The following is a 24241-nucleotide window of genomic DNA, read 5'->3' on the forward strand; positions in this document are numbered from 1 at the left end:
AGTACTCATTTTCTTTGATTATTTTATTTAATGAAAGATGGGGGTTTTTTAGAAAGCTGCTGTGATAAGTTTAGTTGTTGATGTTAAATGTTTGTGAAAAATATAAAAGAATGCCCTAAATATAATAAGGAAAGTCTTTTTTGAAAAAATATGAGTATTTTCACGCACTTAAAACGAATATTTAGTGAAAAGCAACTCTAAACTATTTATAGCTATCCTGGCCGGACTTTTTTTTGGTGTGGCACTGGGTCTGGTTGTATATTATCAATATCCGAAAGAAACAGCAGCCGATTTTGCGAAGAATGTTAAGCTGTTAGGTACTATATTCATCCGTTTGGTACAGATGATTATTGCGCCATTGGTGTTGTCTACCCTTGTGGTGGGTGTTGCCAAGATGGGCGATATGAAGATGGTAGGTCGTGTAGGGGGTAAAGCCATGGCGTGGTTTATTTCCGCTTCTCTTATGTCGCTTTTGCTTGGTATGGTATTGGTAAACTGGTTGAGGCCAGGCGAAAATACTGCTGTAACAATGGCCGATGTTAAGCCTGCCGATGATTTAGTTAGCAATGTACACGCTTTCTCACTAGAGCAGTTTGTTACTCATGTAGTTCCTAAAAGTATTTTTGAGGCCATGGCAACTAATGAGATATTACAGATTGTTATTTTCTCAATATTATTCGGGATTGCTTTGGCATCAATGGGTAAAGTTGCAGAGCCAATTATAAAGTTATTTGACATCATTGCACATGCAATACTAAAAATGGTAAGTTACGTTATGTGGGTAGCTCCATTGGGAGTATTTGGTGCTGTATCGGCAGCGGTAGCAGTTTATGGTGGCGGAATATGGAAATTGTATGCTAACTATCTTGTGGCATTTGCCTTTGGTATGCTTTGCCTTTGGGTAATACTGTTGGGTGTAGGATACCTTATATTAGGCAACAGGCTATGGCCTCTTCTTAAAAGACTGGCGGGTCCGTTGCTGGTTGCATTCTCTACTACAAGCAGTGAAGCAGTATTCCCGAAACTTACAGAAGAGCTGGAACGTTTTGGGTGTGACCCTAAGATTGTTTCGTTTACCCTGCCGCTTGGTTATTCTTTTAACCTTGACGGAAGTATGATGTACATGACTTTTGCAAGTTTGTTTATTGCGCAGATCTATGGTATAGATATGCCCCTCGAAAAACAAATACTAATGTTGCTGGTGCTAATGCTTACCAGTAAAGGTATTGCCGGTGTGCCCAGGGCTTCTCTGATAGTAGTAGTAGCTACTTGTGCGATGTTTGGCATTCCGCCGGAAGGTATCGCGCTTATACTGCCTATTGACCATTTTTGCGATATGGGCCGCAGCATGACAAATGTATTGGGCAATGCCCTTGCAACCACGGCAGTAGACAAGTGGGAAGCTAAAAAAGATTAAAGATTATTCATTACCAAAAAGACACGAATTATTATGGACAGTTTCCACTGGACACAGCTACTGAACCCTGAGTTTTATATCAACCTGCAAATAGCAGGGGTACCCGTTGGTATCTATGTTGTATTGTTTATTGTTTTTGCCGAAACCGGCCTTTTTGCCGGATTCTTCCTGCCCGGAGACAGCCTTTTGTTCCTTGCAGGTATTTACAGCGGTGAGCTTATGGCTACGCTTTTTTCTATAGAAGGAGATTTTCTTAATGTATTGTTGTTGTCAGTGCTTGTTGCCTGTGCCGGAATCGTAGGAAATACCTTTGGATACTGGTTTGGTGCTAAAAGCGGAACTTACCTTTATCAAAAAGAAGATTCATTTTGGTTCAAGAAAAAATACCTGGTACAATCGCATGAATTTTTTGAAAAACATGGTGGACGTGCTATTATCTTCGCGCGTTTTCTGCCTGTTATCCGTACGTTTGCCCCTATTATTGCGGGTGTTGTTAAGATGGATAAAAAGAAATTCATGTTTTACAACATTCTCAGTTCTTTCCTTTGGGCTGTAACGCTGATATTTGCAGGTCACTATCTGTATGGTTTCTGCCGTGACCAGTTTGGTATCGATCTTAAATCGTACATAGAATACATTATTCTTATCATTGTTGCTGTAACTACAGTGCCTCTTTTAATCAATGCACTTAAAGGTAAAAAGATTACCGAAGAAGAAGCAAAGGCAGAAGCGACTGATGATGACGATTCTAATATAATCCCGCCGGCATAATGTTTAGCTATTGGGAAATCAAGAACTGGTTTACCGATGTAGATTATACCATCGTTGGCAGCGGTATAGTGGGGCTTCATGCTGCACTACGCCTTCGCGAACGTTTCCCTGATGCTAAAATACTTATTATAGAGCGTGGGCCGCTTCCTCAGGGAGCGAGTACCAAAAATGCCGGTTTTGCCTGTTTTGGGAGTCTTTCCGAAATCAATGACGATTTAAAAACACACACAGAGGAAGAAGTACTGGCGCTCATCCAAAAGCGTTGGGCAGGACTTCAGTTATTGCGTAAACGCCTTGGCGATGCCGTAATTGATTTTAAGCCATTCGGCGGATATGAGCTTTTCCTGAAAGACGATACCGCAGGTTATGAAGAATGTCTGCGCCGTATGCCTTTTGTAAATGAAGTACTGAAACCGCTTTTTAAAACCGATGTGTTTGCCAGGGAAGTAGACCGTTTCGATTTTAAAGGCATACATGAATACTTAATCTTCAATCCGTTTGAAGGGCAGATCGATACCGGTAACATGATGCAGGCGTTGCTGAAAGAAGCGGTAGCCAACAACATCCTTATCCTGAACAGCCAGACCGTAACGTCATACCATGAAAAAGCTGATGGAGTAGAAGTTGCCCTTGGCGATTTTAGTTTCTTTACTAAAAAACTGCTTTTTGCAACCAATGGTTTTGCCGAAAAGCTAACCAACGGTATGGTAAAACCAGCCCGTGCACAGGTGCTTATTACCGAGCCTATACCGAACCTTGATATAAAAGGGACTTTCCATATTGACCGTGGCTATTACTACTTCCGAAATATAAACGATAGAATTCTTTTTGGCGGGGCACGAAATCTCGACTTTGAAGGTGAGACCACTACTGAATTCGGTAATACTGAACTTATCCAAAACCAACTCGAAAAAGTATTGCGTGAGGTGATCCTTCCCAATACCGACTTTACCATTGCCCATCGCTGGAGTGGAATCATGGGTATGGGTAATCATAAAAAGCCTATTATCGAGCAGTTATCACAGCATACCTATTGCGGCGTTCGCCTTGGTGGTATGGGTGTGGCTATAGGTAGTATGGTAGGTGCTGAGCTAGGGGATTTGGTTTAAATGCTATCTTGTTTTGAGGGAATATTTTTTTCTTTACAAAAGTTTTCAATTTCGCTATCGGTCATAAAATAAGAGTCGCAAAATTCGTCAAGTTCTTTTTCAGTAGATTTATAATATCTCTGCTCTGCAACCATTAATTTTTCTGTTTGTTCAATAAATTTTTCAAACTCTTTATTAATGTTGCAAAGTTTGTCAATAGTTTTAAAGTCTAATTCACGATATCTTGCGGGATATAGAATTTTGCTTTGGTATGGGTTTGCATCTAATTCTATAATGCCTATTCCAAATGATTCATTTAAACGAGCAATTTCCTCATTTAAATTATCGCTAAATTCGAATGCTACTAAATACCCATAATTTGCCCAACTTGAATTAGATACTGCTTGAAAAAAAGCTTTTTTTAATTCACTATCAGAATTGATTTCTCGTTTGATTTCATAGGAACTTAACTTGAAAGTATCAACTCTATTTATTGATTTTAAAAAATTTTGACTTGCCTGTGTCTGTAGGTTTAGAAATTTTATACCTATCATGTCAGGATGTGTCCATATTTGATTACTGTCTTTTCCATTGGATTGCTCGTGAAAAATAGTTTTGGAGTAAATATCTATACTTTTTAAATAGCTACTGAGTAGTTTATGAAGGTCACGTTCTTCATAAATTTTTATTTTTGGAATTGGAACTGATGCATCGTTTTCATATTCAGCTAATAATTCAGTTAAGTTTTTTATTTCGTTTTTCGTTAAATAATAAGAGTAGGATCCATTAGTGTTTTTAATGCGTTTTACTCTTGTGTCGCCGTTGCGAATAAATTCCCCTAATGTTGCTGAAATTGTTGCACGTGGCGTGCGGGCTTTTCCAAAGTCAAAATATTTTTGTTTAATGATATGTTCAGTAACAATTTTATAATTGGTTAATACTCCAATATCTTCAAGACTTTTTAAAACGGCTTCTTTGATTTTCATTATATGATTGATGCTATAAAGTTTAAATGTATTAATTTTTTTCGAAAGTTAAGATTTAATACAAAACTATAAGATTGCTTATTAGTCTTACAACTAATTCGTAATTTCGCTTCCTGTTAACCAATTGTTCTATGTTCAAAAAAATAGCCCGTTTTCTTTTTAAGGTACTTTTATGGTTTGTTGCCCTTTCGGTCATTTCGGTTGTTATTTTCCGTTTTGTACCGGTTCCTTTCACGCCATTGATGATTACCCGTGCTTTTGAAATGAAGGAAAACGGCAGGGAAATGACTTCAAGCCATGACTGGGTGCCTATTGAGGAGATTTCCAAAAACATGCAAAGGGCGGTTATTGCCAGTGAAGACGACCTGTTTTTAGAACATAACGGCTTTAACTTCGATGCCATGTATAAGGCATACAAAAGCAACAGTAAGGGTAAAAAACTTAAAGGGGGTAGTACCATATCGCAACAAACGGCTAAAAACGTTTTCCTATGGCAGGGCAGAAGCTATCTTCGAAAAGGACTTGAAGCTTATTTTACCATGCTTATTGAACTCCTTTGGAGCAAAGAACGCATTATGGAGGTGTACCTTAACAGTATTGAAATGGGCGATGGTGTTTATGGCGTTCAGGCTGCTGCTAAACATTGGTACCATAAAGACGCTAAAGACCTTACTAAATATGAGGCTGCGGGTATAGCGGCCATTCTTCCTAATCCAAGAAAATTCAGGGCTACGCGTTCATCGGCTTATACCGAAAGGCGTAAAGGCAGAATCGTGAAATTAATGCGTTACGTTAAGCTCGATTACGAAAAGTGAGACAAAGCCTAACCCTATTCATTACCCTATTATGCTTTGCCCCGTCATGGGGACAAAAGCCGGCAGAAATTGGCCTTATTACCGATAACGACCTCTATACTTCACCTATAAACGATCAGTACTACACTGCGGGAATGGAATTCTTTTACCGCTATCTTAGTGACACAGCAAACGATAAGCTGGCTAAAAAGATCTACGATTTCAGGGTAGGACAATATATTTACAATCCGCAATCGGTACGTGCCGAAGATATCAACGTAAATGACAGACCTTTTGCCGGATATCTTTTCGGTGAATTTGGTATTAACTATTACTACACTAACGAAAGTATACTCAAACTGAATGTTCAGGGCGGGGTGGTAGGACCGGAATCGGGAGCCGAAGAAGTGCAGCGCGGACTTCATAGCATGGTGGGTTATCCAACGGTACGCGGATGGCAACATCAGATTACGACCACTATTGGCGCACAGGTTGGGGTTTATTACTCACACAAGATCCTGGAAAACCGCTTTCACGAAAAAGTCGATTTCCATCTCTTAGGCGAACTAAATCTCGGTACGATATGGAACAGTGCCAATGTGGGCGGAATGATGCGTATAAGCCTTAAAAACAACCTGCATGCCATGTATGATTCGAGCCTGCACAATGCTGTACTCAACAAGGATAAAGAATCATACAAGCAGCACCGCGAACTTTTCCTGTACCTGAACCCCAATCTGCAATACATGCAGTATGATGCCACGATCGAAGGCAGCCATTTTAACGATACCAGCCCCGTAACTTTTCCGCTGATACCTTTCCGCTTTAATGCCGAAGTGGGTGTAAAATACCGTTACAACAACTGGAATTATTCCTATTCCTTTAATTACCGTGGCAAGGAACTTTCTAATAATGTAATTACAGGATTCTATTACGGATCGATACAGGTTTCGTATTTTCTATAAGAAAGTCTTTGTGTTTTTAACCACCAGGAACACAACGAAGCATTAAGGACACAAAGCTTTGTGTCCCGTTAGCTATCGGGATTGTGTAAAAATCTTTGTGAGCTTTGTGGTTAAATTAGAGAAAAACAAAAAAAATCTATTACCACATTGCTGCAATAATAGATTTTCAATTTTATACTAAACTATTTAGTTCAAAGTTGTCGTACTGACCACTGACCACTTACTTCTTCACATTCGGAGTAACACCCATGTTGTAAAGCGTAAATGCCTGAATGTCGCTGTACTCATCAATCATCTGTGCGATAGATTTTCCTGCTCCGTGCCCAGCCTTAACACCAATGCGAATCAATACCGGATTGTTACCTGTTTGTTTGTCCTGAAGCTCGGCGGCAAACTTAAAGCTGTGCGCCGGAACCACACGGTCATCATGGTCACCTGTAGTAACAAGTGTTGCAGGATACTGAACTCCTTTTCTAACATTATGTACCGGTGAATAGCCTTTCAGGTAGTTAAACATTTCGGGGTTGTCTTCGGCAGTACCGTAGTCATAAGCCCATCCTGCTCCTGCGGTAAACGTATGGTAACGAAGCATATCAAGAACACCAACAGCCGGTAATGCTACTTTCATAAGGTCCGGGCGTTGTGTCATTGTAGCACCTACAAGCAGTCCACCGTTTGAACCGCCGCTAATCGCAAGGTAGCCTGACGAAGTATAGTTGTTTGCGATAAGGTATTCGCCTGCGGCAATAAAGTCGTCAAACACATTTTGTTTTTGTTGTTTGGTTCCGGCATCGTGCCATTTTTTACCATATTCTCCACCTCCGCGAAGGTTCGCTACAGCATAAATTCCGCCATTTTCCATCCATACAGCATTAGAGATGCTGAAGTTTGGTGTAAGGCTTATATTGAAACCACCATAACCATACAGTATCGTTGGGTTTTTGCCATCAAGCTTAAGGCCTTTTTTGTAGGTAATGATCATCGGGATCTTAGTGCCGTCTTTAGAAGTATAAAATACCTGTTTCGATTCATATTCATCACTGTTGAAATCTACTTTTGGTCTTTGGTATAATTCCGATTTTCCTGATTTGGCATCGTATGAATAAATTGTTCCCGGTGTAGTGTAATTGGTAAAAGAATAATAAAGAGTCTTTTCTTCTTTCTTTCCGCCAAAGCCACCAGCCGTACCTAATCCCGGCAACGTGATATCGCGAACAAGCTTACCGTTATAGTCATATTGTTTTACTACCGATACGGCATCTTTCATGTAGGTGGCAAATATGAATCCTGAGCCGGTAGATGGCGAAAGTACATTCTCTGTTTCAGGGATAAGGTCTTTCCAGTTCTTCTGCTGCGGATTGGCGGCATCTACAGTTACTACTTTAATGTTTGGCGCATTATAATTGGTAGCGATGTACAATGTACTTCCGTTATTGTCTATAATATGACTGTCAGTATCAAAGTTGTTTGTAAGAGCTATGAATTTGCTGTTAGGTTTGGTCAGGTCTTTAATGTAAAGCTCATTACCTGAAGTAGCTTCCGATGCCGATACGATAAGGTAATGCATATCCTCGGTTACACCACCGCCTACATAACGCCTTTTAATATCATGTCCAAAAATTACTTTGTCTTCTTTTTGAGGTGTACCCAGTTTGTGGTAGTACAGTTTGTGCTGGTCGGTTTTAGCCGATAGTTCACTGCCTGTAGGCTTGTCATAGCTTGAGTAGTAAAAACCTTCGCTGCCGTACCATGAGATACCACTGAATTTTACATCTACTAATGGTTCACCAATTAGCTTTTTGGTTTTGGTATCCATAACAAATACCTTGCGCCAGTCACTACCTCCTTCTGAGATGGAATATGCCATCAGGTCGCCTTTTTTGGTGAAATTAGTTCCGCCTAACGATGTAGTACCGTCTTTTGACAGGGTATTTGGATCAAGGAAAATTTCTTCCTTGCCATCTTTGCCTTTACGGTATAAAACCGACTGGTTCTGCAATCCGTTATTTCTGTAGTAATAGGTAAAATCGCCTTCTTTAAAAGGGGCACTTATCCTTTCATAATTCCATAGTTTTTCCAGTCGTGCGCGTATGGCAGCACGAAACGGAATCTGGGCTAAGTAATTAAAAGTAACTTCGTTCTCGGCTTTTACCCAGGCAGCGGTCTCTTCAGAGCGGTCATCTTCAAGCCAGCGGTAAGGGTCAGGAACTTTGTTTCCAAAATAAGTATCAACAACATCTCCCTTTTTAGTTACGGGATATTTAATAGTGGTTTTGCTATTTTCGTGCATCTGTGCATTTAAAGTCAGGCTGCAGGCTGCGGCCATAATTGTTACTGCTTTTTTCATTTAATTGTGATTGATACACAAAAATAGCAAAATCAGTTTCTTAAGTAGTAAACAAAGGCTTGTATTTTACCCTGTGTTTATACAATAAGATAGCATTTAACACTACCACCAGTAATGCAGTGCCTATGCCCGGAATGTCCAAGAAAAGGTGGAATAACAGGATGTTGAGCGATAACGGAATCAGTAGCAGCATGGCAAAAGGCACCCATATTTTACAAATAAGAAGGAAACCGATAATGATTTCAAAGATGGCGACCAGTGTTAGTACATAACCTGTATCTGCAAGAGATGCCATAAAGGCGCCCGCTTCAGGTGAGGGCTGTGGTAACGGAATAAAAGTGTAGATTTTGTTTGCTCCAAAAACAATCAGGATAAGCCCAAGCAATACCCTTACAATTTGAGTAAATTTTGAATTCATAGGCTAAAAGAATTTTAATTTAAAAATAAATTAGAGGCTTCTTTAAAGTTAATGAATTTATTATTAGGAATTTAACAAAAATCAATGGAGTGTGAAAAGAATACCCCTCTTCAAAGAAGAGGGGCTAGGGGTGAGGAAATATTTATTCAATAGTTACCGGAAAAACCACTTCGGCATCAGTGCTTCCGCCAGCATTAGTGATAATTCCATCGGCAACACCTTCTGCATCTTTGTTAGGTTCGTGTCTAAGAGTTACCGTCAGGTTGCCCGTTGCTGCATTAGCATTCGCAGTATATTTAAACTTCAGCCCAATCGGTTTACCATTAACGTCAGTGTCGTTATAGGTAAAAGTACCAAGACCGGTTTGAGAATAGAATATCTGGTGTTCATGGCCTTCTTCAAATATCTCTTCGGTAATGTTACCTGCCGGAGTTTCCAGTTCGTTAAGGAAAGTTATGGTTCCGTTATAAGCAGTACCTGTTACAAAGTTACCAGAAACAGTCACTATAGGTGCATTCGGTCCGTCGCCATCAAGATCACGTGAAGTAAGTACTATTGGTGTCCCTCCTGCTTCAGGTGTAAAGGTTGCTGTAACGGTAGTGATCACTTCTTCTTCATTTACAATTTTAGCCGTATCGTCGCTGCTGCATGAAGAGAAAGAGATGATTGTAATTAGTGCCAAAGCCGAAATTCTTAGGTTTTTCATTTTGATAGAATTTATTGATTAATAATTGAATTTTAACTGTAATTGAAAGTTGCGCCCGATATCATCGGTGTATAGTCGCTGGCGATTCAGGTAATCGCGGTAAGCATGATTGAAAATATTGAGAACTGAAAAGTTGATTGCCAAACCTGTATTGGCAAATGTTTTAAATGTCATACCTGTGCTAAAATGAAACAGGCTGTAGCCTTTAGGCGGAGTGCTTATGTCAACCAGCGTATCCACAAATTCCCCATTTACAGGCAGCTGAACGGTAAAGTTGTTGTTTGGGTAACGCTTTTGGGTAAAAACCGATTCGTTACGTATTTCTGCAAAAAAGTTATGCCAGTTATCCTGATTGTAGCGAATACTGTTCACCAGGTTCAATGGCGGCATTTCTATAAGTGGCAGGTCGTTTGTAATGTCCTGTCCATAAATATAAGCTCCGCTAAAAGTATGCTGCCAGTGCTTGCTTATTTTCCAGTTGGTATGCAGGTCAAGCCCGGCCATAAGGGCATCGGTCTGTTTGTACTCATACACAGGGAAAGCACCTCTGGTGGTATATTCTATATCTGTAGGCGACTGATAAATAAAATTGTTTATCATGTTCAGGTACGGAGTAGCCTCAAACGTAAAAGTTCCATGTGTTTTAAGCAGGGTAGTCGATAGTTTGTACGATTCCTCTTTTTGAATGCCCAGATTACCCAGTTCAATCGTTCCGGTAGAGTGGTGCAGCCCATCACTAAACAGTTCCGAAGGATTAGGGTTACGCATTGCCAGTCCGGCATTCGCCAAAAGCTGATAGTGGCTGTTCAAATGCTTGCGGATACCAAGGCTTGCCGAAATATTATGAAAGGTAAATTCGGGAGCGGTAAGCAACTGCGTTCCGGCATCGGCAACAATGAATTTATCATAAACCCCATCGTAGCCAAGACTGGTCCATCTCGATTTCTGGTAGTATTTTGAAGCTAGCATATGAGAGTAATCATAGCGCAATCCGGCCTCTCCTGTAAAGCTGTCGGAAAAGGCATAACTGGCAATCCCATAAGCACCTGCATCGGTTTTTTTGTAATTAGGAATTAGCGGACGTATTCCCGTATCAGGATTGGCGGTATTATCCTGTGTCGAAAAGCTGGCCCCGGTTTTTATGGTAAGAGCTTCTATTTCCTTTTTCCAATCGGCCTGTGCCGAATGGGTAGCCAAAGTAAGGTCGAGTGCAGGTTTGTCGGTATATACGCCTCTACGAATGTCATATTCCTTACGGCTGTTGTGCTGAAAAGCATATTGTACCGAGAGGCTCGAATTGTTACTGAAACGCTTGTTGAAATTCATTTTTGCTAAATGGTGTACCACATCCTGTTTCGGAGCATCAATGTCATACGTAAAAGGTTCAATTACGGCAGGTTGCTTACTATTAATGGCGCGAACCAGGTCGGAAATACTGCCAATATGCATCGCCTTTGCAATACCTATCTCAGCATCATAAAGACTATAGTAGGCCGAAATATCATAGCTATCGCCAATGTACTTCAGGTCGCCTGCAAAATTGTTTTCGCGGTTGCCTGTGTTTGATAAAACATAATCCGGACTCTGCCTGTCGCCAAAGTATTTAAAAGTTCCTGCCGCGTTCCATGCCCAGCCCTGTTCAGCACCTTTATGCAGGCTGGAAGATATGCTTCCGCCACGCCCATTGGATGCCGCATTAATAATAGTCTTACCAAACAAGGTGTCTTTCAGTACCGAAACAGGTTCTACCAATACAAGTCCTCCAATGGCATCACCGCCATATTGCAGGGCATTGGCTCCTTTAATAACCGAGATCTTTCCTGCTGCATTAATATCCAGATTAGGAGCGTGTTCCGTACCCCATTGCTGGTCTTCCAGTCGAACGTTGTTAGAGATTACCGGTACCCTGCTGCTGTGCAGCCCGTTAATTACTGGCTTCACGATAGTATTCCCTGTTTTCAGGCTGTATACCCCTGCTACTTCCTTAAGTGCATCACCTAACGAAGCATTGCTGTATTTCTCGATGGTTTCCGTTTTAAGCCGCTCTTCACGAATCGTGTTTTTAGGAATAGCATTGTTTTCCGTAAGTACGACCTCCTGAAGCTGGGTTGACTCCGGTTTGAGTTTTACATCAAAGCGCAGGCGTTCATGTACTGTTACAAGGGTATCAATAGTTTTAAATCCGATATAGGAAACTACAATGCGGTGCTCCCCTGACGGAACGTTATGTATCTCATAACTGCCGTCGGTACTGCTTATGGCATGAAGCTGTTCGATATGGATATGTGCCCCGTCAAGAGGGGTGTTCTTGTTAGTAGATACGTTTCCGCTAATGGTATTTTGGGAATACGCGCACAGTGTTCCTGCCATAAATACAGACAGAAGGATATAGTAAAATCGCATGGTAATGTTATTCAGAAATGAATAATTGAGTATTTGGCTGAATTATACCACAAAGTTCACAAAGTTGAAAATGCACAATCCCGATAGCTATCGGGACACAAAGCTTTGTGAACTTTGTGGAAACCCTTAGTGGTCCTAGTGGTTAAATGCACTACAATTAAATCTTTGAGGGATAATATAACTATACCAGGGTAGGCGGCCCCCTGTGCGAAAACAAGCTTCCGGCAAATGCCGAAGAGGTATTTTCAATGCTGTTAAAGCGATATGGTATTTCCCTGAAAGGAAAATCGAGCCTTAAGCAGAATTGCTGCGACTGTATAAAGTAATCAAAATGGAAATCACAGACAGAACAATCCTCATCTTCGTGCTCGTGGTGCGCACTAAATTGCTTGCCTTCTTTCTTTAGCTCATTATGCTCATAGACAGTATGGGTATGGCTAAAGGCATGAAAAGACTGGTAGGCAATAGTGAGCTGCACTAATGCCATCAGGGCCAGGTTAAATATGGCGAACTTTCTTTTCATTACTGCAAATGTATAAAAAGAATTTCATTAATTGCAATAAAGTTGCAATTAGGGTGATTTTAACTGTTGCCTGTCATTTCGACGAAGGAGAAATCTCAATGTTTATGTAGCTTCCGTAAAGTATTGATGGCGTAAATAAGACCAATGGAAGCTTTTCCTGTTTCAAATTGAAAAGTAATTGAGTTATTATTTATTGTTATTATCTTGAAATCGGATAAATCGGGTTTATTAATGTCACCTTTAAAAAGGCCATAGTCAGTACTTTGTATTTCTGTAATAAGAGTCTGTTTACTGTTTCCAATTGATGTTTCAATTATCCTTCGTGTAGTAACAAGTGTTTTAGCAACTTCGCTTTCGATAAGAAAAACAGGCAATTCTTCACTATCTAAATCAAAGCCTTCAGCTTCAGGTGTTGAAATGATTTTTGAATACAGCCATGTTTCCGGATGCATAGCATGTCGTTTAATAGCAGCGATGGTTATGTTGTAGAGAGATTTGTGGGTTTTCATGACAACAAATTTACATGTTAACAGTCATTGCGAGGAGGTACGACGAAGCAATCTAAAAAAGATTGCCACACTTCACAGCGTTCCGCTCGCAATAACATAGAAAACAAAAACCCCCACAATTCTCATTGCAGGGGTTCTATATCAATTTATCTTCTAAGATTATACTAATCCGTTTGCTACAAGATATTCCGCGATCTGAACAGCATTGGTAGCAGCACCTTTTCTAAGGTTATCGGCAACGATCCACATGTTAAGGGTGTTGTCCTGGCTTTCGTCACGACGGATACGCCCTACGAAAACATCATCTTTACCTTCGGCATATAGCGGCATTGGGTAAGAGAATGCATCAAGGTCATCCTGAACGGTAATACCTGCTGTGTTTTCAAGAATGTTACGAACGTCTTTTACATCAAAGTCGTTAGAGAATTCAATATTAACCGACTCGCTGTGTCCGCCCACAGTAGGGATACGCACTGTAGTAGCCGTCACCTTAACTGAATCGTCACCAAGGATCTTCTTGGTTTCTTTCGTCATTTTCATTTCCTCTTTAGTATAGCCGTTTGCTTCAAAAACATCTATCTGAGGGATAGCATTACGGTGAATAGGGTATTTGTATGCCATTTCGCCCTGAATGCCTGCGTATTCATTCTCCAGCTGCTTAACAGCTTTAACGCCTGTTCCTGTAACCGACTGGTACGTAGAAACAACTACGCGCTCAATGTTGTATTTTTTGTGTAGCGGAGCCAGTACCAGTACCATCTGTATGGTAGAGCAGTTAGGGTTCGCAATGATTTTATCTTCTTTAGTAAGCTCACCTGCATTGATCTCAGGAACAACCAGTTTTTTGGTTGGGTCCATTCTCCATGCGCTTGAGTTATCAATAACAGTAGTTCCTGCTTCGGCAAATTTTGGAGCCCACTCTTTAGAAGTGTCGCCACCGGCAGAGAAAAGCGCGATTTGCGGCTTCATGCTCACTGCAGTGTCAAGGCTCACCACCTTATACTTATTTCCCTTAAATTCGATTTCCTTACCCACCGACTTCTCAGAAGCCACCGGTATCAGTTCGGTTATTGGAAAATTTCTTTCTGCCAGTACTTTCAGCATTACTTCGCCTACCATTCCGGTAGCGCCTACAACTGCAACTTTCATAATTTTTGAGTGTTATTAATTATAATATTTTCGGCAAAATTAGTTATAAAAGTGTTTCGAAACACAAAAATATAACAAAGAAAAACCGCCCTTTCGAGGCGGTTTTGTTAAACAATAGAATATATAGCGTAGCGGAAACGTCTTTTATAATGAGAATGTTATATTCTAAACTTATTGTTTTGCCTTTAGGGCATCACGTATTTCCATAAGCAGTTTTTCCTCATTGGTAGGTGCCGGTGGTGCAGCCGGAGCTTCAACTTCTTTTTTGCGCATTGCATTCACTCCTTTAATAACAAGGAACAGTACGAAAGCTACAATCAGGAAAGAAAGTACATTCGATATAAAGTTACCGTATTTTACACCGGCTCCCCAGGTAAGGTCTTTAATGTCTTCCAGATTGGCAGCCTTAAGTACCGGAGTCAGTATCAGCGGTGTTATGATATCTTCTACCATTGATTTTACGATGGCGCCAAACGCAGCACCGATAACAACACCGACTGCAAGGTCAAGTACGTTACCTTTTAGGGCAAACTCTTTAAATTCTTTTGCGAATCCCATAAGCTTAGGTTTTTTTGAGGTTTGAAAATTATTTTGGTAGACCTAAGATACAATATTTTTTTATTCTTTATAAAAAACCCTCTTAACTCGTTGTGAAATGCTCGTCAGTATCTCATACGGAATGGTGCCTAAAATAGTTGCCATTTCTACAACCGAGGGACTCTTGCCAAAGATCACTGCCCTGTCGCCTTCTTTGCAGTCTATGCCGGTTACATTAACCATCATCATATCCATCGATATGGTTCCGGTAATAATTGCTTTCTTGCCATTTATGGTTACATAGCCTTTCTGGTTACCCCATGCTCTGGGGATACCATCAGCATAACCTATTGGCAATGTTGCGATACGGATGGGTTCGTTAGTAATGAACCTTCGGCTGTAGCCAATGCTTTCGCCCGGTTCTATATCTTTTATCTGAAGGATAACGGTTTTAAGCGTACCCACGGTTTCAAGCTGTTCACGTTCTTTCTCGTCGTTGCCTACACCATAAAGACCAATGCCTAAACGTACCATGTCATATTGTGCCTGTGGGAAATTGTAAATTCCCGAAGTATTAAGGATATGGCGTATGGGTTGTATCTCTAATTCTGTGATAAGCTTAGACGACCAGCGCTCAAAATTATCAATCTGTCCTAAAGTGAAATCACGATACTCCGGAACATCGCTTGAAGAGAGATGAGAGAAAATACTCTTAACCGATACAAGGTTATTGTTCTTCAGCAGGTCAATGAGTTCGTCTAATTGATTTTCCATAAAGCCCAGGCGGTGCATACCGGTGTCGAGCTTAATATGGATGGGATAGTTTGACAGGTTCTTTTGCTGCGCAACAGCGATAAATGCCCTCAATTCTTTAGCAGAATATACTTCCGGCTCCAGGTTGTAGGCTGCCATTGCGGCAAATGCACTTCGTTCCGGATTCATAACTATAATAGGAGTGGTGATACCCGCATTGCGCAATGCAATACCTTCATCGGCAAATGCCACACCTAAGTAGTCTACCTTTTGGTGGGATAGGGCTTTTGCAATCTCATAACTGCCACTACCATAGCCAAAGGCCTTTACCATAACCATGATTTTGGTTTCGGGTTTCAGGCGGCTTTTGTAAAAGTTCAGGTTGTGAACAATGGCGTTGAGGTTGATCTCCAACACCGTTTCGTGGGTTTTCTCTTCAAGGAATACCACGATCTCATCAAAACGGAAGCTACGCGCACCTTTTATCAACACGGTTTCATTCTCGAATGCATTGGCTTTATAATGTGCGAGGAATTCCTGAGTGGTATTGTATGGGAAAAAGTTAGGGAAATCGGCCAACTCGCGGCTGATGGTTTCGCCTATACCTATTACCTGACTGATGTTATGTCCCGAAAGCAGTTGGGCAACCTTGGCATAAAGCTCTTCGGTCTCAAATCCGCTCTGGAAAACATCAGACAGTATTATTGTTTTTTTTGTATGCGTTTTGTGTTGCTCAAGGAAGTCGAGCGCAATTTTAAGCGACTGGTAGTCGGAACTGAAACTATCGTCAATAATAGTACAGCCGTTAATACCATTCTTTACCTGCAGGCGAAGCTCAACCGGATATAGTCCGGCAAGGCGCTCCCTTATTACGTCATGGCTGTAGCCAAGATGCAATAACACCATCATACTGTTGATAGCATTCTCTACTGATGGCGCATCGGTAAACGGAATTTCAACGTCAAAACTGTTGATGTCCTGTGTTATGGTAAGTGTTGTTTTGTCAAAGCTCTGGCTACTGCCAATGGTAACATCGGCGCCTTGGGCAAAACCCCAGGTAAAGGTTTTTATGTTTGGGTCTAATGCTTTTAGTACCGCCTCATTTTTCTGGCAGATGAGAATCTTTACATTACCAAATAGCTTTAGTTTCTCCTTTATTTTTTCTTCGCGACTGGCAAAACCTTCATCATGGGCTGAGCCAATGTTTGTCAGGACCCCAATTTCCGGACGGATGATGGGTTCCAGTTTCTCCATTTCTCCCGGAAGGGAAATACCGGCTTCAAAAATACCAAGGTTATGTTTTTGGTTAATGCCAATTACGGATAGTGGTACACCCACCTGAGAGTTATAGCTCTTTGGGCTACGGATGATATTATAATCAGGGCTAAGCAGATAATTGAGCCATTCTTTTACGATGGTCTTTCCGCTACTTCCGGTAATGGCAATAACAGGGAAATTAAACAACTGCCTGTAGTAAATAGCAAAATCCTGAAGTGCTTTAAGTGTATTGTTTACAATAAAAAAGTTGGCTTTGCCTTCTGTTCCGGCAGGGATATGTGTCACCACAAAATTGATAACACCTTTTTTTATCAGTTCGCTGATGTACTGGTGGCCATCACGGTTTTGTCCGCCAAGGGCGAAGAAAAGTGTTCCGATATTGTTTTGCAGCGAACGGCTGTCTATGGAAACATTATCAATTTCCATGTTTTGCTCAATCCCGTTAAATTCGGAATGCAGCGCAGGGATGATATCCTGAATTTTTATGCTCAATTTATCTTAGAATTATTTGAAGAAACTATTCGTTGTCTGACTTCTTCAGGAGTATATGTTTCTAATGTTCCTTTGTCAATCTGGATTAAAGCCATATTAATATCTTCGATCAAGTCATGATCCGTTATCGGATTGTTATTTATATCGTAGCCTATAATATTTGAATCCATGTAAGTTATTTAGGTTAATCCTCTATTCCCCCTTTGGGGGTTAGGGGGCTTCTCATCGCCTCATAATAGGCAGCCCTGCTTAGGGGTTCGTATTCTTCGGTTTCACCAAGGAGTACAAGGTTGTCGTTGTTTGCCTTACGGAAGCTGTAATGTGCCAGGTTTCCGGTGCGGGTGCATACAGCGTGAACTTTGGTTACATATTCGGCAGTAGCCATAAGTGCAGGCATGGGTCCGAAAGGATTTCCTTTAAAGTCCATGTCAAGTCCGGCAACAATAACACGGATGCCGCTGTTGGCAAGGTCGTTGCAAACCGTTACGATCTCATCATCAAAGAACTGGGCTTCGTCAATACCTACCACTTCGCAGCCCTGTGCCAGTAGTTTTAGCATGGCTGATGATGTTACGGGAGTAGACCGGATCTCATTAGCATCATGAGATACCACCATCTCGTCATGATAGCGGGTTTCTATGGCCGGCTTAAAGATTTCTACCTTTTGTTTAGCGAACTGCGCGCGTTTCAGCCTGCGTATCAGCTCCTCGGTCTTACCCGAAAACATCGACCCACAGATGACCTCTATCCACCCGAATTGTTCTTTATGATTTACTGTATTTTCAAGAAACATTTTGTAATTTTCAGGGTGTAAAACTTAAATGTTTTGTTTTACTTTGTATAAAACAAATTTATTAAAAAACTATTGCGCCACTTCCTATAATTCTAAAAGTTATGAAGAAAAAATTAGAAGCCGAACTGATCAGCATTGCTCACAGGATACTTAAACTGAAGAACAGGGCAGAGCTTGACCAACTGCAGCAGGAGACGCTGAAGCTGTATGAGAAAATCTCCGTACTGCGTTTTGTGGAAGATAATTTTAGCGATGTAAAACCTACTATCGGACATGCATCGGCAGAAGAAGCGCTTGAAGAAATTTACGGACTTGAAGAAGAGCCGAAGGTGCATGCCAATGAAGTAGAAGCTGCAGAAGCCAAGGCTAAAGAAGAAAAAGCTAAAGCAGCAGAAGCTGAGGTAAAAGAAGAACCAAAGACTGAAGAGCCTAAGCCTGAAGAGGCAGAAGGAAAAAATGAAGAGGTAAAAGTTGAACCGACTGTTGCTGAAGGAACTAAGGCTGAAGAGCCTGTTGCTATTCCTGAACTTGAGACTTCTGCTGAGGAACTTAAAGAAAGAGAAGAAGCGGTGGTAGCCGTTTTTGAAAAAGAGGAAGAAAGTACTCCTGAAGAGGAAGAGAAAGCTACGGATGCTGAAGTTGAAACCATCGCTCCAGATGAGAATACTAAAATTGAAGACTCAGGGTTAAGCTTTAAGCTGGCTTTTGAAGAGGAAGCACCTGCAAAACAAAAGGAAATTACTTTTGAAGATTATAAAGATTATGTAGAGCCGGAGTTTGTTAAGAAAGAAGATACTTCAGCTAAAAAGGCAGAAGGCAAAAGTGAAGAGGCAAAAGTTGAAGAGCCTTTAAAAGAAGAAACAAAAGAACCTGAATACAGGGACTGGCTTGACTGGGAGCCTACAAAATCAGAAGAGCCAAGCCCCATAACCCCCAAAGGGGGAACGGATGAGGTAAAAGCTGAGGAACCTCTAAAAGAAGAGCCAAAAGCTGAACCTGTTGCCGAGGAAGCCAAAGCCCAAAACCCAGAGCCTAGGTCCGAAAGCACCGTTCGTGGTAACATAGCAACACGTTCTGATTTTGAAAGGCCAAAATCGCTTAATGATGCTTTAGGCAAAATGATCTCTTTGGGGCTTAACGATCGCATCGCTTTTGAGAAGAACCTGTTTAGCGGTAGTGCCGACGACCTTAACCGTGTGCTGTCGCAGTTAAATACGATCAACAATTATGATGAGGCGAAAGACTTTATCGATAACCTTGTAAAACCGGACTACAATAACTGGGAAGGTAAAGAAGAGTATGAAGAGCGCTTTATGGCCATTGTTGAGAAAAAATTCGCATAAATGTCAAAATTATATATTGTTCCCACACCCATAGGCAATCTGGAGGATATGACCTTTCGTGCTATTAAAGTACTAAAGGAAGCCGACCTGATTCTTGCCGAGGATACCCGTACCAGTGCCAAACTGCTGAAGCATTTTGATATCGGTACGCACATGCACAGCCACCATATGCACAATGAGCATAAAACAGTGGAGGGCATCATTCAGCGTATTCAGGGTGGTGAGGTAATTGCCCTGATATCGGATGCGGGAACTCCTGCTATTTCCGATCCCGGATTCCTGTTGACTCGTGCCTGTGTAGAGAACAATATCCCTGTGGAGTGTCTTCCGGGGGCTACGGCTTTTGTGCCTGCACTGGTAAATAGCGGACTGCCCAACGATAAATTCGTTTTTGAAGGTTTCCTGCCCGATAAAAAAGGGAGGCAGACACGTTTCCTGGCATTAGCCGAAGAAACCCGAACCATGATATTTTATGTGTCGCCACACAAGCTGGTAAAAACGCTGGCTGAATTTGTACAGTACTTTGGCGAAAGCCGTCCGGTATCTGTTTCGCGTGAGTTGTCTAAACTGCATGAGGAAACCGTTCGCGGTACTGCGACTGAAGTGTTGGAACACTTTACAAAGAAAGAACCTAAAGGCGAGATTGTGGTGATAGTGGGAGGATTTGTGCCGGAGCCTAAGGCGAAGAAGAAGTATAGTGAGTAATATCTTTATAAAATTTTGATTCAATACTTGTAATTTCCTTTAAAACTGTAATTTAGTGTTTGAATTGTGTGAAAAGTCTTCTGATTTTAGTTCTTCAATCCAAATACTCTTTTTATGGCTCAAACAATATCCAAATCAAATCAAATACAATTACATTATTATTTTACAGATAATACTCATGGCTTTGATGCAATTGTACGGAATGAATGTGAGAAAGAGCTTTTAAATTTATATTATGATGTAGCTAAAACATTGGGATTAAATGTTTTTGTTCAAAGTGAGCCGCCTCAAGAAGGAGGATTTATAGAAATATGGAAATTTATTGGTGAGAATACTAATCAAATAACAATTATTGTTAGTGCAATAGCAATTATACTATCACGTAGACCTGTCGAAAATAAGAAATTAACTCAACTCCAAATAGAAAATTTAGAAATAGAAAATGAGCTAAAGAAGAATGAATTAAGAGAACTTCAATTAAAAAAATTAACGGAGTCTGATATAAACGAAGATACTATAAGAAAAGTTGTCGAATTATTGTCGTTAAATTACCGTGTAATTTGGAGAAGATCTAACTTTTATAAGAAAGTGATTGCATATAAGCGAATACATAAAGTTTCTGAACAAAGATTGTTTGAGAATAGCCCAATAGGTGCTGATAGAGAGATTACTAGAAATGAATTTTCAAATTTTGTTCTATCCACTGATGATTTGCCCGACAATGAAATAGTTGAAGCAAGTATTGATTTAATATCCCCGGTATTGAAGTCAGGAAATTTTTTATGGAAAGGTTTTTATAACAATGACATAATCTCCTTTCAGATGCAAGATGATTCTTTTAGAGCAATGATTCAAAATGGAGAAATGATTTTGAATAATAAGGTGACTTTAAATACTGTACTTTTGCAAAGCCGCCGAATTGATGAAGATGGGCACATTAAAATCACCAAATCTATTGTTACGCTTGTGATTGATTATAGCATAAATGGAGTTAAGCACATTACTAAAGATGGGCAAATCTATTTAGATAGCTAGAATATTATATAAAGTTCAATGCGCTGGAACCTAAAACCCAAACCCGATTCCCATAAAGTTAAACACCTTGCTGAGGTGCTCAATGTAGATGCTGTTACGGCAGGCCTGCTGGTGCAGCGTGGTATAGAAACGTATGAGGAAGCAAAAACGTTCTTCCGTCCAATGTTGAGCGATCTGCATGATCCTTTCCTGATGAAGGATATGGACAAAGCTGTAACACGTATTGAACAGGCTATTGAAGCAGGGGAGAACATATTGGTTTTTGGTGATTATGATGTAGATGGCACTACCGCGGTTTCGCTGATGTCGTCGTACCTGCGTTCGTATTATCCTAATGTGGCGACTTATATTCCGGATAGGTATAATGAAGGTTATGGCGTATCGTTTGCAGGAATCGATTTTGCTGATGATAATGAATTCACGCTTATAATTGCCCTCGACTGTGGTATCAAATCCATTGATAAGGTTGAATATGCCAAAGAAAAGGGAATTGATTTTATCATTTGTGATCACCACCGTCCCGGTGATGAATTGCCCGATGCTGTTGCGGTACTCGACCCTAAGCGTGAAGATTGTGAGTATCCGTATGATGAGCTTTGCGGTTGCGGTGTGGGATTTAAACTGATTCAGGCATTATCTGGCAGGAGAGGATTAACGATTCAAAATCTTGTTCCGTACCTTGATCTTGTGGCTACTGCCATAGCTGCGGATATTGTTCCCATAACAGGAGAAAACAGGGTGCTGGCAAAGTTTGGTCTTGATGTTATCAACACGTTTCCAAGACCGGGTATCAAGGCACTCATTCAGAATGTAAAAAAGAAAACGCTTACCATAAGCGATGTGGTGTTTATCATTGCACCGCGCATTAACGCTGCCGGGCGTATTAAACATGGTAACCATGCGGTTGAATTGCTTACTGAATTCAGCCTTGAACAGGCTGAGGAATTTGCTTCCCAAATCGAAGGACTGAATGCTGACCGCAAAGATTTGGATAAACAAATTACCGCCGAAGCACTTCGTCAGATTGACATCAATAATGACCACGATAAATTTACTACTGTTGTCTATCAGGAAGACTGGCACAAAGGTGTAATAGGTATTGTAGCGTCGCGTCTTATAGAAACGTATTACAGGCCTACACTGGTTTTTACCAAAAGCGGCGACAAACTGGCGGCTTCGGCACGGTCAGTAAAAGATTTTGATGTTTACAATGCGCTGGAGGCCTGTGCGGAGCACATCGAGCAGTTCGGGGGGCATATGTATGCGGCAGGGCTGACGTTAAAAGAAGAACAGTATCCTTTATTCAGGCAGAAGTTTGAAGAGGTAGTGCAGCAAACCATCCATCCGGATCTGCTTATTCCTGAAGTTACTATTGACGCAGAAATTGATTTTGCCGATATTACTCCTAAGTTTAACAGGTTGCTTAAACAATTTGAGCCTTTTGGGCCCGGTAATATGTCGCCTGTGTTTATGACGCGTAATGTAAAGGATACCGGATATGGTAAAGCCATAGGGGCAGATGAAACACATTTAAGGCTTTTTTTGCGCCAGGGAGAAGAAGGCGGTTATGCTGCTATTGGCTTCGGTCTTGCCAAAAAAATGGATGTTGCCTGTAAAGGACAACCTTTTGATGCCGCTTATTCTATTGATGAGAATGAATGGAATGGAGAGGTGAGCATTCAGTTGAGGTTAAGGGATATTCGATGTGAATAACACTGTTTTATTGCGTGCGTATCCGCTACGGCGAAGAAGCGTGGCAATCTGTTTTTAGATTGCTTCGTTGTTCCTCCTCGCAATCAAAAAAGTAAACTGTTGAAAAAACTTTCTAAAATTCTTTCGATTTATTTAGAACGGTTTTAAATAATCTTTATTTTTGTTTGAAATCAATCGGGCTATGAAAGAAGTAGAACAAATATATTTTAATGAATTTGGTGTTGCCTTCCATTGGAAAAAGAACAATACCGTTTTAAAAGAGAAGGTTCAGATAGTGTTTAAAGAAACGGGTTTTTATCTCTCGTATGAAGAGATAAAGGCTTTTGCAGAATTGATAGAAAACACATGTGAAGAGGTAGGTTGTGATGCCTGCTCTCATCGTGGGGGATGTCATAAATTTTTACTGAAGACGCCCTTAAAGCAGGTAGATCTTGCAGTATCTAAAAGCGAACTTTTCCAGATAAAAGACCTTGTTGAAGGGACCCTTTTTAATATGGATTTATACGATTACCTAAATAAAATATGCAGGAACTAACGCCTGCATATTTTATTTATATTCTTTAAGCTCTACTTTTTCGCCGTCAAAAACGGCATAGGTAAAATAGCCTATCCAGTCACCCAAATTAATATATTCTGAGTTTTCGCCTACTTTAATTGTCATTGGTAAATGGCGGTGGCCAAAAATAAAGTAGTCATAATGTTTGGTTTCCAGTTTTCGTTTGGAGTACAATACCAGCCATTCGTTTTCTTCTCCTAAGAACTTTACATCAGCATCGCCTGATATCAGTTTGTTCTTTACAGAAAGGTATTGTGCCAGCTTTACACCTAAGTCCGGGTGCAACCATCTAAACAGCCATTTAGAGAAAGGATTGGTAAACACTTTCTTCATGCGTTTATAACCTTTATCTCCGGGGCCTAATCCGTCTCCATGTCCTATCAGGAATTTTTTATCGTTAAAAACAAACTCCTGCGGGCGATGAAATACGGGTATGCTTAATTCTTTTTCGAAATAGTCGCTCATCCACAAGTCGTGGTTGCCGGTAAAAAAGTAAATGGTTATACCACTGTCGCGTAGTTCGGCGAGTTTGCCAAGAACCCTGATAAAGCCACGTGGCACTACGGTTTTATATTCAAACCAAAAATCGAAAAGATCGCCCAGAAGAAATAACACATTTGCATCCTTTTTGATTTCATCAAGCCAGGCTACAAATTTTTGTTCCCTGGGGAAACTCTCTTCCGGGGTAGGAGCTCCAAAATGTTGATCTGAAGCAAAGTATATACGTAGTGTGTTTTCCATACTAAAAAAAGTACTGCAAAGATAATATTATTTTGAGAATGAATTAGTTTCATAATGGTAACAGGAAAAAGTGAAATAATTTTAAATTCGTAACAAAACGGCTGTTTTTTGTTTATTTTAAGAAAAAGTCAAATAATCTTTAATAAAAGATTTAAGTCTTTGCAATATTTTTTTTACTTTTCGGGGCATTAAGCATAAACTACTAATTAATTTATTTTG

The 24241-nt window shown here is 40.6% G+C and carries 23 protein-coding genes; 10 read left to right on the forward strand and 13 right to left on the reverse strand.

Annotation, left to right across the window (positions count from 1 at the left end; all coding sequences use genetic code 11):
- Nucleotides 1-184 precede the first annotated feature (184 nt).
- Genes DEU42_RS16175 through DEU42_RS16185 form a run of 3 tightly spaced genes read left to right on the forward strand, consistent with a single transcriptional unit; the run spans nucleotide 185 to nucleotide 3297 of the window.
- Nucleotides 185-1417: a dicarboxylate/amino acid:cation symporter gene (locus tag DEU42_RS16175; RefSeq protein WP_114759374.1), complete on the forward strand. Its 1233-nt coding sequence runs from the start codon at nucleotides 185-187 to the stop codon at nucleotides 1415-1417.
- A 33-nt stretch (nucleotides 1418-1450) separates the two neighbouring features.
- Nucleotides 1451-2188 carry a DedA family protein gene (locus tag DEU42_RS16180; protein WP_114759375.1) on the forward strand — a complete coding sequence of 246 codons (738 nt, stop codon included), beginning with the start codon at nucleotides 1451-1453 and terminating at the stop codon, nucleotides 2186-2188.
- On the forward strand, nucleotides 2185-3297 hold the full coding sequence (locus DEU42_RS16185) for an NAD(P)/FAD-dependent oxidoreductase (protein ID WP_114759376.1): 1113 nt from the start codon (nucleotides 2185-2187) through the stop codon (nucleotides 3295-3297). Before DEU42_RS16180 ends, DEU42_RS16185 begins: the two co-directional genes overlap by 4 nt.
- Here DEU42_RS16185 and DEU42_RS16190 read toward each other — a convergent pair.
- The gene (locus DEU42_RS16190; protein ID WP_114759377.1) at nucleotides 3294-4262 is read right to left on the reverse strand and encodes a hypothetical protein; all 969 of its coding nucleotides are present in this window, start codon (nucleotides 4260-4262) and stop codon (nucleotides 3294-3296) included. The two genes, DEU42_RS16185 and DEU42_RS16190, sit on opposite strands and share 4 nt — an antisense overlap.
- A 131-nt stretch (nucleotides 4263-4393) precedes the next feature.
- On the opposite strand from DEU42_RS16190, the gene mtgA reads away from it, so the two are divergent.
- Both mtgA and DEU42_RS16200 read left to right on the forward strand, forming a co-directional pair.
- A complete protein-coding gene (gene mtgA, locus DEU42_RS16195) occupies nucleotides 4394-5077 on the forward strand; it encodes a monofunctional biosynthetic peptidoglycan transglycosylase (protein ID WP_114759378.1) in 684 nt (227 codons plus the stop codon).
- The gene (locus DEU42_RS16200; protein WP_114759379.1) at nucleotides 5074-6021 is read left to right on the forward strand and encodes a lipid A deacylase LpxR family protein; all 948 of its coding nucleotides are present in this window, start codon (nucleotides 5074-5076) and stop codon (nucleotides 6019-6021) included. Before mtgA ends, DEU42_RS16200 begins: the two co-directional genes overlap by 4 nt.
- 220 nt (nucleotides 6022-6241) lie before the next feature.
- Here DEU42_RS16200 and DEU42_RS16205 read toward each other — a convergent pair whose 3' ends face one another.
- The 11 genes from DEU42_RS16205 to DEU42_RS16250 form a co-directional block, all read right to left on the reverse strand.
- Nucleotides 6242-8347 (reverse strand): prolyl oligopeptidase family serine peptidase, encoded by a 2106-nt coding sequence (locus DEU42_RS16205; protein ID WP_233506719.1) that lies wholly within the window; start codon nucleotides 8345-8347, stop codon nucleotides 6242-6244.
- Nucleotides 8348-8408: 61 nt separating this feature from the next.
- On the reverse strand, nucleotides 8409-8786 hold the full coding sequence (locus DEU42_RS16210) for a DoxX family membrane protein (protein WP_114759381.1): 378 nt from the start codon (nucleotides 8784-8786) through the stop codon (nucleotides 8409-8411).
- A 142-nt stretch (nucleotides 8787-8928) separates the two neighbouring features.
- The gene (locus DEU42_RS16215) at nucleotides 8929-9492 is read right to left on the reverse strand and encodes a type 1 periplasmic binding fold superfamily protein (protein WP_114759382.1); all 564 of its coding nucleotides are present in this window, start codon (nucleotides 9490-9492) and stop codon (nucleotides 8929-8931) included.
- A gap of 18 nt (nucleotides 9493-9510) precedes the next feature.
- Nucleotides 9511-11895: a TonB-dependent receptor gene (locus DEU42_RS16220; RefSeq protein ID WP_114759383.1), complete on the reverse strand. Its 2385-nt coding sequence runs from the start codon at nucleotides 11893-11895 to the stop codon at nucleotides 9511-9513.
- A 181-nt stretch (nucleotides 11896-12076) separates the two neighbouring features.
- Nucleotides 12077-12418, reverse strand: a complete 342-nt coding sequence (locus tag DEU42_RS16225) for a hypothetical protein (RefSeq protein WP_114759384.1) — start codon at nucleotides 12416-12418, stop codon at nucleotides 12077-12079.
- 95 nt (nucleotides 12419-12513) lie between these two features.
- On the reverse strand, nucleotides 12514-12927 hold the full coding sequence (locus DEU42_RS16230) for a hypothetical protein (protein WP_114759385.1): 414 nt from the start codon (nucleotides 12925-12927) through the stop codon (nucleotides 12514-12516).
- 159 nt (nucleotides 12928-13086) lie between these two features.
- Nucleotides 13087-14076 (reverse strand): aspartate-semialdehyde dehydrogenase, encoded by a 990-nt coding sequence (locus DEU42_RS16235; protein WP_114759386.1) that lies wholly within the window; start codon nucleotides 14074-14076, stop codon nucleotides 13087-13089.
- Between the two features lie 171 nt (nucleotides 14077-14247).
- Nucleotides 14248-14634, reverse strand: coding sequence for a large conductance mechanosensitive channel protein MscL (mscL, locus tag DEU42_RS16240; protein WP_114759387.1), 387 nt, complete (start codon nucleotides 14632-14634; stop codon nucleotides 14248-14250).
- Nucleotides 14635-14694: 60 nt separating this feature from the next.
- The gene (locus tag DEU42_RS16245) at nucleotides 14695-17136 is read right to left on the reverse strand and encodes a bifunctional UDP-N-acetylmuramoyl-tripeptide:D-alanyl-D-alanine ligase/alanine racemase (protein WP_114759388.1); all 2442 of its coding nucleotides are present in this window, start codon (nucleotides 17134-17136) and stop codon (nucleotides 14695-14697) included.
- Nucleotides 17133-17306: a hypothetical protein gene (locus tag DEU42_RS17485; RefSeq protein WP_158537896.1), complete on the reverse strand. Its 174-nt coding sequence runs from the start codon at nucleotides 17304-17306 to the stop codon at nucleotides 17133-17135. Before DEU42_RS17485 ends, DEU42_RS16245 begins: the two co-directional genes overlap by 4 nt.
- A gap of 14 nt (nucleotides 17307-17320) precedes the next feature.
- Nucleotides 17321-17929: a thymidine kinase gene (locus DEU42_RS16250; RefSeq protein ID WP_114759389.1), complete on the reverse strand. Its 609-nt coding sequence runs from the start codon at nucleotides 17927-17929 to the stop codon at nucleotides 17321-17323.
- 101 nt (nucleotides 17930-18030) lie between these two features.
- Between DEU42_RS16250 and DEU42_RS16255 the strand changes: the two genes are divergently transcribed.
- The 5 genes from DEU42_RS16255 to DEU42_RS16275 all read left to right on the forward strand — a co-directional run bounded on the left by DEU42_RS16255 (nucleotide 18031) and on the right by DEU42_RS16275 (nucleotide 23260).
- Nucleotides 18031-19272 carry a hypothetical protein gene (locus DEU42_RS16255; protein ID WP_114759390.1) on the forward strand — a complete coding sequence of 414 codons (1242 nt, stop codon included), beginning with the start codon at nucleotides 18031-18033 and terminating at the stop codon, nucleotides 19270-19272.
- Entirely contained in the window at nucleotides 19273-19977 is a 705-nt protein-coding gene (rsmI, locus tag DEU42_RS16260) for a 16S rRNA (cytidine(1402)-2'-O)-methyltransferase (RefSeq protein ID WP_114759391.1), read from the forward strand.
- A gap of 114 nt (nucleotides 19978-20091) precedes the next feature.
- Entirely contained in the window at nucleotides 20092-21012 is a 921-nt protein-coding gene (locus DEU42_RS16265; protein WP_114759392.1) for a hypothetical protein, read from the forward strand.
- A gap of 18 nt (nucleotides 21013-21030) precedes the next feature.
- Complete coding sequence (gene recJ / locus DEU42_RS16270; protein WP_114759393.1) at nucleotides 21031-22725, forward strand: single-stranded-DNA-specific exonuclease RecJ; 1695 nt, start codon at nucleotides 21031-21033, stop codon at nucleotides 22723-22725.
- A gap of 181 nt (nucleotides 22726-22906) precedes the next feature.
- Complete coding sequence (locus tag DEU42_RS16275) at nucleotides 22907-23260, forward strand: hypothetical protein (protein WP_114759394.1); 354 nt, start codon at nucleotides 22907-22909, stop codon at nucleotides 23258-23260.
- A 12-nt stretch (nucleotides 23261-23272) separates the two neighbouring features.
- Here the strand turns inward: DEU42_RS16275 and DEU42_RS16280 are convergent, their stop codons facing one another.
- Nucleotides 23273-24022, reverse strand: a complete 750-nt coding sequence (locus DEU42_RS16280; protein ID WP_114759395.1) for a UDP-2,3-diacylglucosamine diphosphatase — start codon at nucleotides 24020-24022, stop codon at nucleotides 23273-23275.
- Between the last annotated feature and the right edge of the window lie 219 nt (nucleotides 24023-24241).

Origin of the sequence: Flavobacterium sp. AG291 (assembly GCF_003350375.1) — a bacterium.
Classification (GTDB): domain Bacteria; phylum Bacteroidota; class Bacteroidia; order Flavobacteriales; family Flavobacteriaceae; genus Flavobacterium; species Flavobacterium suzhouense.

Bases quoted from the DNA above. Each gene is read 5' to 3' on its own strand.
- DEU42_RS16180 (WP_114759375.1), top strand. From the start codon at position 1,451: ATGGACAGTTTCCACTGGACACAGCTACTGAACCCTGAGTTTTATATC.
- DEU42_RS16190 (WP_114759377.1), bottom strand. From the start codon at position 4,262: ATGAAAATCAAAGAAGCCGTTTTAAAAAGTCTTGAAGATATTGGAGTA.
- mtgA (WP_114759378.1), top strand. From the start codon at position 4,394: ATGTTCAAAAAAATAGCCCGTTTTCTTTTTAAGGTACTTTTATGGTTT.
- DEU42_RS16205 (WP_233506719.1), bottom strand. From the start codon at position 8,347: ATGGCCGCAGCCTGCAGCCTGACTTTAAATGCACAGATGCACGAAAAT.
- DEU42_RS16210 (WP_114759381.1), bottom strand. From the start codon at position 8,786: ATGAATTCAAAATTTACTCAAATTGTAAGGGTATTGCTTGGGCTTATC.
- DEU42_RS16215 (WP_114759382.1), bottom strand. From the start codon at position 9,492: ATGAAAAACCTAAGAATTTCGGCTTTGGCACTAATTACAATCATCTCT.
- DEU42_RS16220 (WP_114759383.1), bottom strand. From the start codon at position 11,895: ATGCGATTTTACTATATCCTTCTGTCTGTATTTATGGCAGGAACACTG.
- DEU42_RS16225 (WP_114759384.1), bottom strand. From the start codon at position 12,418: ATGAAAAGAAAGTTCGCCATATTTAACCTGGCCCTGATGGCATTAGTG.
- DEU42_RS16230 (WP_114759385.1), bottom strand. From the start codon at position 12,927: ATGAAAACCCACAAATCTCTCTACAACATAACCATCGCTGCTATTAAA.
- DEU42_RS16235 (WP_114759386.1), bottom strand. From the start codon at position 14,076: ATGAAAGTTGCAGTTGTAGGCGCTACCGGAATGGTAGGCGAAGTAATG.
- mscL (WP_114759387.1), bottom strand. From the start codon at position 14,634: ATGGGATTCGCAAAAGAATTTAAAGAGTTTGCCCTAAAAGGTAACGTA.
- DEU42_RS17485 (WP_158537896.1), bottom strand. From the start codon at position 17,306: ATGGATTCAAATATTATAGGCTACGATATAAATAACAATCCGATAACG.
- DEU42_RS16250 (WP_114759389.1), bottom strand. From the start codon at position 17,929: ATGTTTCTTGAAAATACAGTAAATCATAAAGAACAATTCGGGTGGATA.
- DEU42_RS16255 (WP_114759390.1), top strand. From the start codon at position 18,031: ATGAAGAAAAAATTAGAAGCCGAACTGATCAGCATTGCTCACAGGATA.
- rsmI (WP_114759391.1), top strand. From the start codon at position 19,273: ATGTCAAAATTATATATTGTTCCCACACCCATAGGCAATCTGGAGGAT.
- DEU42_RS16265 (WP_114759392.1), top strand. From the start codon at position 20,092: ATGGCTCAAACAATATCCAAATCAAATCAAATACAATTACATTATTAT.
- recJ (WP_114759393.1), top strand. From the start codon at position 21,031: ATGCGCTGGAACCTAAAACCCAAACCCGATTCCCATAAAGTTAAACAC.
- DEU42_RS16275 (WP_114759394.1), top strand. From the start codon at position 22,907: ATGAAAGAAGTAGAACAAATATATTTTAATGAATTTGGTGTTGCCTTC.
- DEU42_RS16280 (WP_114759395.1), bottom strand. From the start codon at position 24,022: ATGGAAAACACACTACGTATATACTTTGCTTCAGATCAACATTTTGGA.